Genomic DNA, 14,068 nt, shown 5'->3' with positions numbered 1-14,068 from the left:
GCTGTGCGCGGGCAAGGAGCCCGCAATCCAACGTGCTGCCTAACCGGATTCGCTCCGGTTGTCCAGCGAGCAGGTGCCAGCCCCCGAACCGCATACCCTGCGCCCGGCAGCGGGAAACCACCCCCGCGCATCGGTTGCTTCCCGAAGCAAAAGGATTATACTGCCGCGCATCGCAAAGAATGAACGTGAACTGGAGCATTTCTGGTGAGCAAAGACCCGTCCCGTCATGTGGACATTTCACGCAGGCGTTTTCTCACCGGGTTGGGAGCGACCAGCTTGAGCCTGCTGCTGCCTGGCGCGGCGCAGGCCGCCAAGGGCAAGGAGGGCGAAGAGCTCGCCACCCTGCACGACCTTTCCAAGTGCGTGGGTTGCGGCGCATGCGTCGCCGCCTGCCGCGAGGCCAACGCCCACAAGTTCCCCGAGCCGCAAAAGCCCTTTCCCGAAATGAGCCCGGCCACGGTCAAGGCCGAGGACTGGTCCACACGGCGCGCCGTGACGGACCGGCTTTCCCCCTACAACTGGCTGTATATCCAGACCGCGCGGGGGCAGTTTCAGGGCCAGAGCTTCGAGGTGCACATTCCCCGGCGCTGCATGCACTGCCAGAATCCGCCCTGCGCCAACCTGTGCCCCTGGGGCGCGGCCGCGCGCGAGGACAACGGCATCGTGCGCATCGACCCGGACATCTGCCTGGGCGGGGCCAAGTGCAAAACCGTGTGCCCCTGGCAGATTCCCATGCGCCAAACCGGCGTGGGCCTCTACCTCAAAATCATGCCGCGCTACATGGGCAACGGCGTCATGTTCAAGTGCGACCGCTGCGCCGACCGCGTGAGCGTGGGCGGCAAGCCCGCCTGCATCGAGGCCTGCCCGTATGAGGTGCAGGACATAGGCCCGCGCTCCGACATGGTGGCCAAGGCCCACGCCCTGGCCCGCAACATCGGCGGCTTTGTCTACGGCGAGACGGAGAACGGCGGCACCAACTCCCTGTATGTTTCTCCCGTGCCCTTCGATATTTTGGACGCGGCGGTGACCACGGGCGCGGGCAAGCCGCACCTGTCCACCGTGCGCGACATGATGGCCGACGAGGACAAGCTGGCCTACGCTGCGCTTTTCGCTCCGGTGGTGGGCGTCATTGCCGGGGCCTTGCGCCTTGGCTCGCGCCTGGGGGGCGGCAAAGCCCCGGAACCCCCGCGCAAGGCCGACGCCGGCGGCCCGGACGAGCCGGACAGCGGCAAGGGGCGGTCCTGATGCGCGCGCCCATTTCGCGCCGCGTGGCGCTGGCCTATGTCCTGTTCGTCTGCGTGCTGGCCGTCAGCGGCACCATGCAGATGCCCATCGCCAGCCGCTACCGCATCGTGGCCGTGCCCGGCCTGGCCTGGCTGGGCGACTTCTGGCTGACGCACAAGCTGCATTACCTTGGCGCCGTGGGCCTGCTCATGCTCACGGGCTATGTGACCACGCGCTGGGTGCTGGAGTGGCGGCGCGACTATTCCCTGTCCGCCCTTGGCTGGGCGCGCGCGGGCATCCTCGGCCTGCTGCTTCTGACGGGCGCGGTGCGCGTGCTCAAGAATCTGCCCTCGGTGTCGTTTTCGCCCGCGCCAACCATGCTTGTGGACTGGGCCCACCTGGGTCTGGCCTTCCTGCTGGGGCTTTTGGCCCTGCTGCGGCTCAGCTTTCGGGGGGCGTACTGGCAGGCCAAAGACGCTGCCCGCGCCGAGACGACGCGCCCCCGCACCCCGCGAGGCGGGGCGGTTTCCTGAAGAATCCCGGGCCGTGGGCTCCGGCAATGCAAAAGGCCATGCCGACAAACGTCGGCATGGCCTTTTTTTGCGTGCGCGGCAAAACCGGCTAAATCACGACGCAGTCCTGCTTGATGCCCGCTTCCTCGGCCGCGGCCATGACGTCGCGCAGGATCTTGAGCGTCTCCTGGGCCTCCACGGGGTCGAGCTTGCGGATGGCGAAGCCCGCGTGGATGATGAGGAAGTCACCAGGTTTGATGTCTTCGTCCAGCACCATGAGCGAAGCGGTGACGGTGGTTTCGCCCTCGCCCACGCGGCAGGTGGCGACCTGATCCTCGATGGAGATGACTTCAGCGGGAACGGCTAGGCACATGGCTCTCTCTCCTGTGTGGTGGGGCCGGGCACGGCCCTCTTGGTGAACGACCCGCCGGCCTTGGCGATTTCATCCAGCACGAAATCCATGAGGGGCTCCTGCCGGCTTTTGGTCGCGGGCGAAAGCTCCAAGGCCATGGTGTGGTAGTCGAAGGGCTCCATGCCGATGATGACGGCCTCCGGCCTGTTGCCCACAATCTCGCACATGATGAGCGTGTCCACAAGGTCGGTCTGGTGCATGGAATCTTTGAAGGCCAGGCTCTTGCGCAGGTCTTCGCCCGTCAGGCGGTAGATGCTGCCGGGCTCGCCATCGCCCAGCACGGCGTCGATGACGATGAGCAGATCGCAGTTCATGATGGGGTCCATGAGCCGGGTGCCCAGGGTGCCGCCATCCATCAGGGTCACGTTGTCGCTCATGTCGTAAAGGCGTTCCAGCTCCTCAACCGCGCGCACGCCTATGCCCTCGTCGGTGAAGAGGATGTTGCCCACGCCAAGGACCAGGATGCGTTTTTGCGTGTCGGTCATGAACCCTCGTTTGCTAGAAAAAGGACGGGAACCCGGTTGCCCGGATTCCCGTCCATTACAGGAAGCGTAGACGGTTTACAACACCTTGAAGCTGGCGGTCTGGCCGGTCTTGGCGTCGAGGACGTGCACGCCGCAGGCGATGCAGGGGTCGAAGCTGTGGACCGTGCGCAGGATCTCGACCGGACGGGTCGGGTCGAAGATCGGGGTGCCCATCAGGGCCTCTTCCACGGGGCCGAGCTTGCCGGCGGCGCAGCGGGGGCCAAGGCTCCAGGTGGAGGGCACCACGAGCTGGAAGTTGTCGATCTTGCCCTTCTTGATCTTGATCCAGTGGGACAGCATGCCGCGGGGAGCCTGCACGAAGCCGACGCCTTCAGCTTCCTGGGGCATCTTCCACGGAGTGTACAGCTCGTTGTCGCCGCTCTTCACGTTGCTGACCAGGGCGTCGAGCATGGCCGGGATCTGGTTGGCGATGACCAGGCACTCGATGCCGCGGGCGGCGGTGCGGCCCAGGGTGGAGAACAGGGCGTCGGGGCCCACGTTCAGGGACTTGAGCACGAAGTTGACGGCGTCAACCGTGGGCTTGTGGCCCCTGGCGAAGGCAACCAGCACCGTGGCCAAGGGACCGGTCTCCATGGCTTCGCCATTGTAGCGGGGAGCCTTCATCCAGGAGTAGCGGTCCTTGTCCTGCAGGTTGGTGTACTTGGGCTCGGTCACGCCCTCGTAGGGGTGCAGGGCCTTGTCGCCCACGTACCAGCTGTGGGCCACGTGCTCTTTGATGGCCTTGGGATCGAAGTTGCCGATCTTTCCCAGGTCACGGTTCATGATGACACCCTGGGGCAGGAAGCGCGAATCCAGGTTGTACTCGTCGGTCGGGAACTCGCCGCAGCTGAAGAAGTTGGTGGTGCCGCCAATCTTGCTCCAGTCCTTGTAGAAGCCGGCGACGGCCAACAGGTCGGGGATGTAGAAGTCTTTGATGAAGGCGGTGACTTCGTCGGTCAGGGCCTTGTACTCGGCGATGCGCTCGGGCTTGAGGGCGTCGTAGTTGGTGGTGCCGCCCACAACCGTGAACTGGGTGTGCGGGTTCTTGGCGCCGAAGATGGCCATGGCGCGCGCGGCCTTGACCTGAACGTGCAGGGCCTTCAGGTAGTGGGCGGTGGCCATGAGGTCGGCCTCGGCGGGCAGGTAGTAGGCCTCGTTCTTCTTTTCGCCCAGGAAGTAGGCGTTGGTGAAGATGCCGAGCTTGCCGGAGGCGACCAGGGCGCCGACCTTGTCCTGCACGGCTTTGAAGTCGGCAGCGGTCTCTTTGCGGTTGGGGGAGAGGCTGTTGGACAGCGCGGCGGTCTTGGCCGGGTCGGCCTTGAGCGCGTTGGCCACGTTGACCCAGTCAAGGGCGTGCAGGTGATAGAAGTGCACCAGGTGGTCATGCAGGAACTGGGAAGCCATGACCAGGTTGCGCATGATGGTGGCGTTTTTCGGAATCTTCACGCCCACGGCGTTGTCGACCGCGCGGGTGCTGGCCAGGGCGTGCACGTAGGTGCAAACGCCGCAGGAGCGCTGGGTGAAGTGCTGGGCGTCGCGGGGGTCGCGGCCCTTCAGGATGATTTCGAGGCCGCGGAACAGCTGCGAGCTGCTGCGCACATCGACGATCTTGCCGTTCTCGACGGTGGCGTCGATGCGCAGGTGACCTTCGATGCGGGTGACCGGGTCGACAATGACCGGGCCAGAGAAGTTGCTCTTCGGCGTGACCGGGATGGCCTGAGGTTTGGAACCAGACATATTCTGTCCTCCTATAGGGAGTTAAAGTCGCTTGTAAGTGCCTTAATCAACCGGGGTCTGTCCGGTTCGCCTACTTCTGCTCTTCGTAGAAGGGGCTCATGGTATCCCAGAACTTGGGCTCGCTGCAGCCGATGCAGGGGTGGCCGGCCTGAACGGGCCAGTTGACGCCGACGCCCTTGTCCAGGGGATTGAACTTCTTGGTCGGGCAGTTGTTGTAGGTGTAAGGGCCCTTGCAGCCGAGCTTGAACAGGCAGTAGCCTTTCTTGGCCTCGGGCGAATTGAAGGAGGGAGCGAACTCGTCCTTCTCGAAGTGGGGCAGACGCTCGCACTTGTCATGCACGGTCTCGCCGAAGAACACCACGGGGCGCTTCAGGTCGTCCAGCTTGGGCAGGGGCTTCTTGTTCACCACGGTGTCGATGGCGGCGATGACGGTGCCGACCAGGTTGGCCGGGTTGGGCGGGCAGCCGGGCACGTTGATGACGGTGGCCTTGGGGAAAACTTCGTCCACACCCTTGGTGCCGGTGGGGTTCGGTTTGGCGGCCTGCACGCCGCCGTAGGTGGCGCAGGTGCCGTAGGCGATGGTCGCCAGGGCGCCGGGGATGACCTTCTTGCAGATGTCGAGCATGGTGTGACCGCCGACCATGCCGTAGACGCCGCCGTCCTTCAGGGGAATGCCGCCCTCAACCACGCAGAGGTAGGGCTTCTTCATGGCGTCGTGCAGGGCCTTCTCGGCCATTTCGCCGGCGGCGGCCATGATGGTCTCCTGGTATTCCAGGGAGATGACATCGAGGATCAGGGCGTCGATGTACGGAGCGGCAGTGCGCAGGATGGACTCGGAGCAGCCCGTGCATTCGGCGTTGTGCAGCCAAATGACGGAGGGACGGTTGTCGGCGGTGAGAGCGGCGGCGATTTTGGGCGCAAACGCCGGACCCATGCCCATGGCTGCAGCGATGGTGCCGCAGAATTTCATGAAGTCGCGCCGGGAAATCCCACGCTCTTCAAGGCGTTTTTCGGCGCCGCTCAAGCCATGTCCTACGGAAACCTTCATACAACACCTCCAGATTAGGTAAAACGTGACGGGTACGCCTGTAAAACTCGCTGTCTTGGGCACGTGCCACGAAAGCTGATTACGTGGCACGTATGTCATACGATTTATAAAAAAATATACAACCAAATCAGCGGGTTAGCTGTGCATCCACTACACCGACAGGCGCACAATGGCAAGGGGATGATTGAAAAAAACTGGAAAGGGAAAAGGGGCGTTCTGTATTGCTGTACACGTAATATGCCGTCGTTGTTTTAAAATAACGCGCGAAACCCGCGTTGACGGCTGCGCAGTCTGTGGACCATAATCTCTTGTGCGCGTGGCGCGGGAGCGGCACTTTCGCCCCCCGGCAACGCGAAAAGGAAGGTCCGCCGTGAGCGTCATCGTTGAATTGTCACTCTTTCCAATGGATAAGGGGCAGAGCGTGAGCGCCTTTGTGGCGCGCGCGGTGGGCATAATCCGCGCAAGCGGCCTGGCGCACCAGCTAACGCCCATGGGCACCTGCATGGAAGGCGAATGGGAGCAGGTGCTGCCCGTGGTGGACGCCTGCTTCAAGGCCCTGGCCGCGGAGAGCGACCGCGTGTACCTGACCATGCACGCCGACTGGCGCCGCGGCCGCGCGGACGGGCTCGCCGGCAAGACCGCCTCGGTGGAGGCCAAGCTCGCGGACCGCAAGGGGGGCTCATGAAGCGCATCGTCTGCCTGCTGGGAAGCCCCCGGCCCAAGGGCAACAGCGCGGCCATGGCCGCAGCCGTGTGCAGTGCGGCGGCAGAGGCCGGGGCCGAGGTGACGACCTTTGCCCTTAACGCCCTGGACTATCGGGGCTGCCAGGGCTGCCTGGCCTGCAAGAAGAAGGCGGAGGCCTGCGTGCTGCAGGACGGCCTGACCCCGGTGCTGGCCGCCGTGGCCGCGTGCGACGCCCTTGTGCTGGCCACGCCGGTGTACTTCGGCGAGGTCACGTCCCAGCTCAAGGCCTTCATCGACCGCACCTACAGCTTTTTGACCCCGGATTATGCCCTGAACAAGGCGCACCGCACGCGCCTTGCCCCGGGCAAGACCCTGGCCTTCGTCATCGCCCAGGGACACCCGCGCGAGGACCTGTTCACGGATATCTTCCCGCGCTATGCCTATTTCTTCAATTGGCTCGGCTTTACGCACAGCCGCCTGCTGCGCGAGTGCAGGATTCTTGATCCTGGCGCGGCCGAGGCGCGGGCCGGACTCATCGAGCGGGCCGAGGCCTTGGGGCGCGATCTGGCGCTGGGGCGGGGCGAGCCGGATTGGCGGCCGCCGGCGCGGGGCTAGGGGGCTTTCGGGGCGGTTGTCTGCGTGTCCGCGGGCTGCGCGGGCGCGGCCTGGCCGTTGGCGGTCTGGCCCGGGCAGTTCACGCCGTCGAGGCAAAAGAAGCGCACCTGCTCGCGGTTGTATATGGCGCGCAGGTACTTGGGATCAGAGAAGCCGAGCCGGGTGCCGCTGGCGCACTGGGTGACGTGCCGCGCCTCCTGGGCGTGCACCTTGCGCGGCAGCCCCTCCACCACGAAACGCGCCAGCAGGTAGTCGCGCACCACGTCGCGCTGGGCCAGCTTGAGCCCGGCCTCGCTCACGCCGCGGCAGTTGGCGGCGACGTCGATGTCGCACAGCGCCTCCACAATGACCTTGCCGTCCTTTTCCTCATGGCTCGACCACGTGATGGACTTGAAGTACGGATAGCGCTCCAGGGCCTGGGCCACAGTGACGCTCTCGTCCGGGGCGATGCGCGCCTGCTTGGCCGTCTCCACCGCGTCGGAGCAGCCGCAGAGCAGGGCCAGGGCCGCGCAGAAAAGCGTAACCGTCATGCGTCTCAATATCATTTGGCGATGGTGGCATAGCCGCGCCTTGATTGCAATCCATAGGCTGCGTGAATGGCGCATAGGGGTTGCATTGCGCCGGGCAAACGCATATGCCACACTGGACAGCTGTAGCCGGACGCCCGTTGTGCGGCCCGGGGCCGCTTCCGCACCGCATTCCGAGCCAATTTTCCGCAGCCGCAGGCTGCTTTTGCCCTGGCGCGCCATTGACCATTGCACGCGCCTGTGCGTAAGTAAAACCCCGGATGCGGGCACTCACTTGCGCTTTGGCGGGAAGGGTGCGCGCCCGGCGGAGTGTTGCGGCGAATGGGGCGTGCAGGCCCCGGCAAGGCGTTTCAGGCTCTGATTCATCATTTTGAGGGAGGGAGAGAAAACCCAATGGAAATGGTTTCGGTACTGCTCGCGTTTTTCCCGGTCATCGCCATCTTCTTTCTGCTGCTGGTCTACCGCGTCGCCGCGGACACGGCCGGGTACATAGGCTGGCTGGTGGCGGCCCTGGTGGCCTGGCTGTATTTCGGCACGCCCGTTTCGGTGGTGCTCACCGCCTCCGTGGCCGGCCTTGTGGCCTCGCTGCCCATCGCCCTGGTCATGGCCGCCAGCATCATGCAGATCACCCTCATGCAGGAGACCGGAGCCGTGGCCCGCGTGGTGGCGCTCATGAAGACCATCGCGCCCGGCCAGCACGCCGTGCAGATCATGATCATCAACGTGGGCTTCGGCATTCTGCTCACCAGCCTGGGCGCGGTCACCGTGTCCATCCTGCCCCCGATCATGCTCGCGCTGGGCTATTCCACCTTCGCGGCCATCCTTCTGCCCGCCATCGGCTACGACGCCCTGTGCACCTATGCGCTTTTGGGCATCCCCGCCGTGGTCTTCGCCCAGTTCGTGGGCAAGCCCGTGCAGGAGGTGGGCATGTACTTCGCCTACTACATGCCGGTCATCAGCACCTGCATCGCCCTAGGCATGCTGCAGCTCACCGGCGGCACGCAGATGGTCAAGAAGGGCTTCATCCCCGCGCTCATCGCGGGCGGCACCGCGGGCGGCATCGCCATCCTCATGGCCAACGTGGGCCTGGTGACCATAACCGGCATCGCCGCCGGCCTGGGCGTCATTCTGGCCCTGGTCGTTTACGTGAAGCTGACCGGCAAGGAGCTTCAGGACCGCAGCCTGCTGAACGAAAAGGACATCGCGGCCGAGGCGCGCATCTCGCTGCCGCGCGCCGTTTCGCCCTGGGTCATCCTCACCGTGTTCTCGCTCATTCTGAACGCACCGTTTTTGCCGTTCTTCAAGCTCACCTTCGTGGACTACGCCATGCCGCTGGAGATCATTCCCGGCAGCCCGGAAAAGCTGCGCGTGCTGTGGCAGGCTTACTTCTGGGTGGTGGTGTGCACCTTCCTGGCCCTGCCCATCATGCGCGCCACGGGCGAGCAGGTGCGCCGGGGCCTCAAGACCTCGGCCAAGCGCGCCATGCGGCCCATCATGTCCGCCTCGGTGTTCTTCGCCATCGCCTATGTCATGAACCACTCGGGCAAGGGCGTGGACTGGAAGCTGGCCGTGCCCACCCAGAACATGATCTACGTCATGGCCGACGCCTCGGCCGGGGCCTTTGGCCGCTTCTACGCGGCTGTGGCGCCGTTCCTGGGCCTGCTCGGCGGGTTCATCTCCGGGTCGGAAACCTCGTCCATCGCCATGCTGACCAAGCTGCACCTGTCCACGGCGGACAAGATCGGCGCCTCGGGCGTGGTGGTGGCCGCGGGCAGCGCCATCGGCGGCGGCCTGGCCAGCGTCATCTCGCCCGCCAAGCTGCAGAACGCCGCCTCCAGCATCGACAAGATCCGCGAGGCCAGCACGGCCATCCGTCCGGCCTTCGTGGTGTCCATGCTCATCACCTCCGTGTGCGCGGTGATGACCATGCTCTGGGCCTACTAGGTCCCGCTTCAAAGCGTCCCTTGCGCGGGGCCGGGGGCATTGCGCCCTTGGCCCCGCGTTGCGTTTGGGCGCCGCTGTTGACCGCCAGATTGCTTCCATATACAGGGCGGATATGCACATCACGCTCAAATGCTTCGCCACCCTCTCGCGCTTCAGCCCGGCAAACGCCGAGGCCTACGACGTCAACGCGGGCGACACCGTCGCCGCCGTTGTGGCCCGGCTCGGCATACCGGAGGAGGAGCTCAAGCTGGTGTTCGTCAACGGCGTGCACGCCCCACTTTCCACCCCCTTGGCCGAGGGCGACCGCCTGGGCCTTTTTCCCGCTGTTGGAGGCGGCTAGCCATGCCTGCGACCCAAGCGTCCACCCGCGCCCTTCTTGAGGAGCGCATCCGCGGCTTTACCCAGAACACGCGCCTGGGCGACGGCCGGGAGCTGCCCACGCTGCCGTTTTTCTTCGTGCAGGACTTGGCGCGCGCCCTTGGGCGCAGCAAAAGCCTCAAGGAGACGCATCCGCGCGGGCACGCCGTGGCCCTGGTGGAGCGCACGGCGCTGGCCATGGGCGTTTGCCCGGAGCGCTACCTGCGCAACCACGACGCCTACAGCCTGGCGGAGCAGCTGCGGCTCCTGGAAAGCTCCGCCGCCCTGGTGGGCCTGGGCGGGTTGGGGGGCTACACGCTGGAGCTGCTGGCCCGCGCCGGAGTCGGGCGCATCCACGCGGCCGATGGCGACGAGTTCGTGGCCTCGAACCTGAACCGCCAGCTGTATTCCACCCGGCGCAGCCTGGGCGGCTACAAGGCCGCGGCCGCGGCGGCGCGCATGCGGCTGGTCAATCCGGCCGTGGACTTCGAGCCCGTGGCCCTGTTTCTGGCCGAGGAGGACATGGGGCGCTTTCTTGGCGAAGCGCAGGTGTGCCTCGACGCCCTTGGCGGCCTGAAGGACCGGGGCGCGCTCATGCGGCAGGCGGCGGCGCTGAAGATTCCGCTGGTGACGGCGGCTGTTGCGGGCGCAAGCGGCTACGTGGCCACTGTGCTGCCGGGCGAGAAGGGCCCTGCCGATTTTCTGGGCGCGGGCGCGGGCGCGGAAGACACGCAAGGCACGCCGGCGCCGGCGGTGGCCATGGCGGCTTCGCTCATGGCCGGCGAGGCGCTGGGCATCCTGTGCGGGCGCGGCCCCCGGCTGGCTGGCAAAATGCTGGTGTTCGACCTGAACCAGATGAGCTTCGAGACCGTGACGCTCTAGCTATCCCTGGTACTTGTGGCGGATGGCGCGGATGGTGTCCTGAATCTGCATGAAGGCGTCCACCACTTCGGGGTCGAACTGCACGCCCCGGTTCCGCACAATCTCGGCGATGACTTCTTCCTCCGGCCAGGCGTCCTTGTACACGCGTGTGGAGATGAGCGCGTCGTACACATCGGCCAGGGCGGTTATGCGCGCGCCCACCGGGATCTCCTCGCCGGTCACGGGCTCTGCGCACAGCTCCCGCACCTGCGAGAGGTCCTGGGGCAGTTTGCCGGGGTAGCCGGCGCCGTCCCAGCGCTCGTGGTGGCCCTGGATGACGTCGCGGCAAAGCCTGTCCAGCTCGGATGTGGTGTTGGCGAACAGCGCCGCGCCGTACACGGAATGCCAGCGCATGATGGCCGCCTCGTGGGGCTCGAACCGCCCCGGCTTGCGCAAAATCACGTCGGAGATGCCGACCTTGCCCACGTCGTGCAGCATGGCCGCCAGCCGCAGCATGTCCTTGCGGCGCTTGATGGTCAGCTCGTCGATGCCGCGGTTGAGCGCCCACTGCTGGTAGATCTCCGCCGAATAGGCGCCCACGCGCTGCACGTGCGCCCCGGTTTCCTTGGGGTCGCGCATTTCGGCCATCTTCATCATGCGCAGCATCAGCTCGCGGGTCATTATGCCGCGCTCTATGGTCACCGAGGCGGAATTGGCGAACAGCGGGGCGTAGTGGATGTCGTATTCCGTGAAGGGGCGCACCCGGCCGCCGCATTCCGTAGCGTTGATGAGCTGCATGACGCCCACGACCTTGCCCTGAAAGGTGCGCAGGGGGATGGTGAGCATGGAGCTGGTGCGGTAGCCGGTGTCTTCGTCGAATTTCTTGTTGAACGAATACGGCTCGTCGCCGTTGAGCCTGTAGGCGTCTTCAATGGCCAGGGTTTCGCCGCTCATGGCGACGTAGCCCACGATGGATTGCTCATTGATGGGCACGGTGTAGTCGGTGTAGAGGTGCTTGCTCGAATCCGGCCCCCTGAACAGGGTGTCGTTGTGCACGTAGCTGAAGCGCAAGGTGTTGCCTTCGATGAGATAAATGGAGCCTGCATCGGCGTGGGTCATGCTGCGCGCCTCGGCCAGGACCTTGTCGAGGATGGCGTCGACGTCCTTGAGGGTGTTGAGTTCCTCAATGACCTTGAGAATGTCCCGAACGATGTCGAAAGGCTGTCGATCCTTGCACTCCACGGGAATCTCCGCTGTTTTTGGGTAGGTTGCATCTCCCCTATAGCCGCTTCGTAGTCTGAAATCCAGGGGGCAGTTATGTCAATTTTGCATGAAATGATTCAGGCCGCCGGCGCGCGTTCTGTCGACGAGGCGCTCATGCTCGCGGCCTGCGGCGTGACGCACGTCGGCCTGCCTCTGCGCCTGGCCGTGCACAAACCGGACGTTTCCGAGGAGCAGGCGCACGACATTGTGGCCGCGCTCAAGGGCCGGGCGCAAACCGTGTGTATTACATATTTGAAAAATGCCGCGGAGGCCATAGCCCTGTGCCGATATCTCGGCGTCGACGGTCTGCAGCTGCACGGCCACATGCCCCTTGCCCAGGTGCGGGCCTTGCGCGCCGCCGCGCCGGATCTCTTCGTCATCAAGAGCCTGGTGGTGGGCACCGCGTCCGAGCAGGACATTTTGGCCGCGGCCCAGGCCCATGCGCCCTTTGTGGACGCCTACCTGACCGATTCGTATGACCCGGCCAGCGGCGCCACCGGGGCCACGGGCCGCGTGCACGACTGGGCCGTGAGCGCCAGGCTGGCCGCCGCGCTGCCGCGACCGCTCATTTTGGCCGGCGGCCTCAACCCCTGCAACGTGGCCGAGGCAGTGCTCGCAGTAAACCCCAAAGGGGTAGACGCGCATACCGGGCTTGAGGATACACACGGATTCAAGGATGCGGCCCTGGTGCGCCGCTTCGTGGACGAGTCGCGCCGGGCCTTCGCCAGCCTGAAAAGCGGCGGCGTGGGCGCGGGACTTGCCAAACCTTGCGAATCGAAGTAAGAAGCGGCACCTTTCAAGAGCCTTTGAAGCCGGACCGTTGCCTACAGCGGACGGCGCAGAGGTCGCAATCGAGGAGACTGCATGTCCAAAGAAGAAGCCATTGAGGTCGAGGGCGTCATCCAGGAAGCCCTGCCGAACGCCATGTTCCGTGTGGAACTGCAAAACGGCCACAGCATCCTGGGTCACATCTCCGGCAAAATGCGCAAGCATTACATCCGCATTCTGCCTGGCGACAAAGTTAAGGTGGAACTCTCGCCCTACGATCTGACGCGCGGCCGCATCACCTTCCGCTTGCGCTAATTTTCCCCCCGCACCGCAACGCATGATGAGCCCGCCTCTGGCGGGCTTTTTGTGTTTTCCGCGCCGTGCCTCCGGGTTTGGACAATGCGCCGTCGTTTCCACGGCCGCGCATTGCCAGGGCCGGGCCGGGTGGGCTATGGTCGCGCCCAGGGCTTGGCCAAAGCCGCGTCAGGACCATTGCGCCTTGCGTTTGGCCGTGCCCCAGGCATCCGCCGCACGCACAGATTGCGCCTCAGGAGACCGCCATGCAGCGACACACCGGCACCGTGAGCTATTTCGACGAGCGCAAAGGCTTCGGCTTTCTGACCGACGAGGCCGGGCGCGACGTGTTCGTGCACTACGCGGAGATCCAGCGCGACGGGTTCCAGACCCTGGCGCCGGGCGAGCGCGTGCTGTTCGACCTCGCCGAGGGCGGCGACGCCTTGCGGGCCGTCAACGTGGTGGTGCAGGAAGCGCCGAAGGTCGGCGCGCGGCGGGGGTAGGCGGGGGGCAAAAAAGGAAATGAAGAAGGGGCCGGGTGGCCCCTTTTTTCTGTCGACGCTCGATAATTTTGACTATTTTTTCTTTTTTTCGCCTTCGAGCTCCATGAAGCTGGCAAAGCGCTCAAGGTTGACACCATACCAGTCTTTGCCATTCTTGGGCGACCAGTGAATTCCGCTTGGTTTGACGCGGATATGGCCAACAATTTTCCCGTCCCCATCAACGATGACGTGGTCGACATATTTCTTAGGTTCGAATGAATTAGTTGCCATCTATCCCCCCTTGCTAGAAAATAAGTAAAAAAATTACGCTAACAAGGCACAATGCAGAAGGCAATAAAAAAGATTTGATGACCAGTGTGGTCACCTCGCAGCGTATCCCCTACCCCCGCACCACCACCATCTTCCCAATGGGCGCAAGGGTGGCTTCGGCCAGCTTCAAGTGCTGGAGCCCGAAGGGGATGCCGATGATGGTGATGAAGCAGAGCAGGGCCGAGCACAAATGCCCGATGCCCAGCCACACTCCCGCCACCACGAACCAGATGATGTTGCCCACAAGCCCCAGCGCGCCGGTGCCCACGTCGTCCACGCCCGTGACGAGCCTGCGGCTCACCACCTCCCGCCCGAAGGGCCAGAGGCAGAAGCCGCCCAGCATGAAGCAGGCGCGCCCCCAGGGAATGCCGAGGATCGAGGCGAACATGAGCAGGCCGAGCAGAAACCAGCCGAGCCCCATGACCAGCCCGCCGAAAATGAACCAGATGAGATTGCCGATGAGCCGCATGCGCGCCGCCTTTGGTG

At 64.8% G+C, this 14,068-nt stretch carries 18 protein-coding genes; 10 read left to right on the top strand and 8 right to left on the bottom strand.

Annotation, left to right across the window (positions count from 1 at the left end):
* Positions 1–204: 204 nt before the first annotated feature.
* Positions 205–1,245 (top strand): 4Fe-4S dicluster domain-containing protein, encoded by a 1,041-nt coding sequence (locus ACYQ4W_RS09260; RefSeq protein WP_459855606.1) that lies wholly within the window; start codon positions 205–207, stop codon positions 1,243–1,245.
* On the top strand, positions 1,245–1,757 hold the full coding sequence (locus ACYQ4W_RS09255; RefSeq protein WP_459855603.1) for a hypothetical protein: 513 nt from the start codon (positions 1,245–1,247) through the stop codon (positions 1,755–1,757). The genes ACYQ4W_RS09260 and ACYQ4W_RS09255 overlap by 1 nt, the downstream gene beginning before the upstream one ends.
* An 88-nt stretch (positions 1,758–1,845) precedes the next feature.
* On the opposite strand, the gene ACYQ4W_RS09250 is transcribed toward ACYQ4W_RS09255, so the two are convergent.
* From ACYQ4W_RS09250 to ACYQ4W_RS09235, 4 genes are all read right to left on the bottom strand, one after another.
* Complete coding sequence (locus ACYQ4W_RS09250) at positions 1,846–2,109, bottom strand: HypC/HybG/HupF family hydrogenase formation chaperone (protein WP_459855601.1); 264 nt, start codon at positions 2,107–2,109, stop codon at positions 1,846–1,848.
* The gene (locus ACYQ4W_RS09245) at positions 2,100–2,633 is read right to left on the bottom strand and encodes a HyaD/HybD family hydrogenase maturation endopeptidase (protein ID WP_459855599.1); all 534 of its coding nucleotides are present in this window, start codon (positions 2,631–2,633) and stop codon (positions 2,100–2,102) included. Before ACYQ4W_RS09245 ends, ACYQ4W_RS09250 begins: the two co-directional genes overlap by 10 nt.
* A 75-nt stretch (positions 2,634–2,708) precedes the next feature.
* Complete coding sequence (locus ACYQ4W_RS09240) at positions 2,709–4,409, bottom strand: nickel-dependent hydrogenase large subunit (RefSeq protein WP_459855597.1); 1,701 nt, start codon at positions 4,407–4,409, stop codon at positions 2,709–2,711.
* A 70-nt stretch (positions 4,410–4,479) separates the two neighbouring features.
* Positions 4,480–5,457, bottom strand: a complete 978-nt coding sequence (locus tag ACYQ4W_RS09235; RefSeq protein ID WP_459855595.1) for a hydrogenase small subunit — start codon at positions 5,455–5,457, stop codon at positions 4,480–4,482.
* Between the two features lie 370 nt (positions 5,458–5,827).
* Between ACYQ4W_RS09235 and ACYQ4W_RS09230 the strand changes: the two genes are divergently transcribed.
* Positions 5,828–6,142: an MTH1187 family thiamine-binding protein gene (locus ACYQ4W_RS09230; RefSeq protein WP_459855593.1), complete on the top strand. Its 315-nt coding sequence runs from the start codon at positions 5,828–5,830 to the stop codon at positions 6,140–6,142.
* Positions 6,139–6,756: a flavodoxin family protein gene (locus ACYQ4W_RS09225; protein ID WP_459855591.1), complete on the top strand. Its 618-nt coding sequence runs from the start codon at positions 6,139–6,141 to the stop codon at positions 6,754–6,756. The genes ACYQ4W_RS09230 and ACYQ4W_RS09225 overlap by 4 nt, the downstream gene beginning before the upstream one ends.
* Here the strand turns inward: ACYQ4W_RS09225 and ACYQ4W_RS09220 are convergent.
* Positions 6,753–7,286 (bottom strand): hypothetical protein, encoded by a 534-nt coding sequence (locus ACYQ4W_RS09220; protein ID WP_459855589.1) that lies wholly within the window; start codon positions 7,284–7,286, stop codon positions 6,753–6,755. The genes ACYQ4W_RS09225 and ACYQ4W_RS09220 overlap by 4 nt on opposite strands.
* Before the next feature lie 390 nt (positions 7,287–7,676).
* On the opposite strand from ACYQ4W_RS09220, the gene ACYQ4W_RS09215 reads away from it, so the two are divergent.
* The 3 genes from ACYQ4W_RS09215 (at position 7,677) to ACYQ4W_RS09205 (ending at position 10,466) form a co-directional block, all read left to right on the top strand.
* Positions 7,677–9,227: an L-lactate permease gene (locus ACYQ4W_RS09215; protein WP_459855587.1), complete on the top strand. Its 1,551-nt coding sequence runs from the start codon at positions 7,677–7,679 to the stop codon at positions 9,225–9,227.
* Between the two features lie 112 nt (positions 9,228–9,339).
* Positions 9,340–9,567 (top strand): MoaD/ThiS family protein, encoded by a 228-nt coding sequence (locus ACYQ4W_RS09210; protein ID WP_459855585.1) that lies wholly within the window; start codon positions 9,340–9,342, stop codon positions 9,565–9,567.
* 2 nt (positions 9,568–9,569) lie between these two features.
* The gene (locus tag ACYQ4W_RS09205) at positions 9,570–10,466 is read left to right on the top strand and encodes a HesA/MoeB/ThiF family protein (protein WP_459855582.1); all 897 of its coding nucleotides are present in this window, start codon (positions 9,570–9,572) and stop codon (positions 10,464–10,466) included.
* On the opposite strand, the gene ACYQ4W_RS09200 is transcribed toward ACYQ4W_RS09205, so the two are convergent.
* Positions 10,467–11,687: an HD domain-containing phosphohydrolase gene (locus ACYQ4W_RS09200; protein WP_459855580.1), complete on the bottom strand. Its 1,221-nt coding sequence runs from the start codon at positions 11,685–11,687 to the stop codon at positions 10,467–10,469. It lies immediately after the preceding gene.
* 75 nt (positions 11,688–11,762) lie between these two features.
* Here ACYQ4W_RS09200 and ACYQ4W_RS09195 point away from each other — a divergent pair, with 75 nt between their 5' ends.
* The 3 genes from ACYQ4W_RS09195 to ACYQ4W_RS09185 all read left to right on the top strand — a co-directional run bounded on the left by ACYQ4W_RS09195 (position 11,763) and on the right by ACYQ4W_RS09185 (position 13,273).
* Positions 11,763–12,491: a phosphoribosylanthranilate isomerase gene (locus tag ACYQ4W_RS09195; RefSeq protein ID WP_459855578.1), complete on the top strand. Its 729-nt coding sequence runs from the start codon at positions 11,763–11,765 to the stop codon at positions 12,489–12,491.
* 81 nt (positions 12,492–12,572) lie between these two features.
* Entirely contained in the window at positions 12,573–12,791 is a 219-nt protein-coding gene (gene infA, locus ACYQ4W_RS09190; protein WP_089272379.1) for a translation initiation factor IF-1, read from the top strand.
* Positions 12,792–13,036: 245 nt separating this feature from the next.
* Positions 13,037–13,273, top strand: coding sequence for a cold-shock protein (locus tag ACYQ4W_RS09185; protein ID WP_459855575.1), 237 nt, complete (start codon positions 13,037–13,039; stop codon positions 13,271–13,273).
* A gap of 72 nt (positions 13,274–13,345) precedes the next feature.
* Here the strand turns inward: ACYQ4W_RS09185 and ACYQ4W_RS09180 are convergent, their stop codons facing one another.
* Both ACYQ4W_RS09180 and ACYQ4W_RS09175 read right to left on the bottom strand, forming a co-directional pair.
* The gene (locus tag ACYQ4W_RS09180) at positions 13,346–13,543 is read right to left on the bottom strand and encodes a hypothetical protein (RefSeq protein WP_459855573.1); all 198 of its coding nucleotides are present in this window, start codon (positions 13,541–13,543) and stop codon (positions 13,346–13,348) included.
* A 109-nt stretch (positions 13,544–13,652) separates the two neighbouring features.
* Entirely contained in the window at positions 13,653–14,051 is a 399-nt protein-coding gene (locus tag ACYQ4W_RS09175; RefSeq protein WP_459855571.1) for a YccF domain-containing protein, read from the bottom strand.
* Positions 14,052–14,068: the final 17 nt, after the last annotated feature.

This window comes from Humidesulfovibrio idahonensis, from assembly GCF_054657715.1.
The sequence above is the reverse complement of the archived record's forward strand: the minus strand, read 5'-3'. Positions and strand labels throughout refer to the sequence as shown.

Coding starts and splice junctions, on each gene's coding strand:
- ACYQ4W_RS09250 (WP_459855601.1), bottom strand. CDS start 2,109: ATGTGCCTAGCCGTTCCCGCTGAAGTCATCTCCATCGAGGATCAGGTC.
- ACYQ4W_RS09175 (WP_459855571.1), bottom strand. CDS start 14,051: ATGCGGCTCATCGGCAATCTCATCTGGTTCATTTTCGGCGGGCTGGTC.
- ACYQ4W_RS09185 (WP_459855575.1), top strand. CDS start 13,037: ATGCAGCGACACACCGGCACCGTGAGCTATTTCGACGAGCGCAAAGGC.
- ACYQ4W_RS09220 (WP_459855589.1), bottom strand. CDS start 7,286: ATGACGGTTACGCTTTTCTGCGCGGCCCTGGCCCTGCTCTGCGGCTGC.
- ACYQ4W_RS09240 (WP_459855597.1), bottom strand. CDS start 4,409: ATGTCTGGTTCCAAACCTCAGGCCATCCCGGTCACGCCGAAGAGCAAC.
- ACYQ4W_RS09195 (WP_459855578.1), top strand. CDS start 11,763: ATGTCAATTTTGCATGAAATGATTCAGGCCGCCGGCGCGCGTTCTGTC.
- ACYQ4W_RS09235 (WP_459855595.1), bottom strand. CDS start 5,457: ATGAAGGTTTCCGTAGGACATGGCTTGAGCGGCGCCGAAAAACGCCTT.
- ACYQ4W_RS09215 (WP_459855587.1), top strand. CDS start 7,677: ATGGAAATGGTTTCGGTACTGCTCGCGTTTTTCCCGGTCATCGCCATC.
- ACYQ4W_RS09210 (WP_459855585.1), top strand. CDS start 9,340: ATGCACATCACGCTCAAATGCTTCGCCACCCTCTCGCGCTTCAGCCCG.
- ACYQ4W_RS09225 (WP_459855591.1), top strand. CDS start 6,139: ATGAAGCGCATCGTCTGCCTGCTGGGAAGCCCCCGGCCCAAGGGCAAC.
- ACYQ4W_RS09255 (WP_459855603.1), top strand. CDS start 1,245: ATGCGCGCGCCCATTTCGCGCCGCGTGGCGCTGGCCTATGTCCTGTTC.
- ACYQ4W_RS09245 (WP_459855599.1), bottom strand. CDS start 2,633: ATGACCGACACGCAAAAACGCATCCTGGTCCTTGGCGTGGGCAACATC.
- ACYQ4W_RS09180 (WP_459855573.1), bottom strand. CDS start 13,543: ATGGCAACTAATTCATTCGAACCTAAGAAATATGTCGACCACGTCATC.
- ACYQ4W_RS09205 (WP_459855582.1), top strand. CDS start 9,570: ATGCCTGCGACCCAAGCGTCCACCCGCGCCCTTCTTGAGGAGCGCATC.
- infA (WP_089272379.1), top strand. CDS start 12,573: ATGTCCAAAGAAGAAGCCATTGAGGTCGAGGGCGTCATCCAGGAAGCC.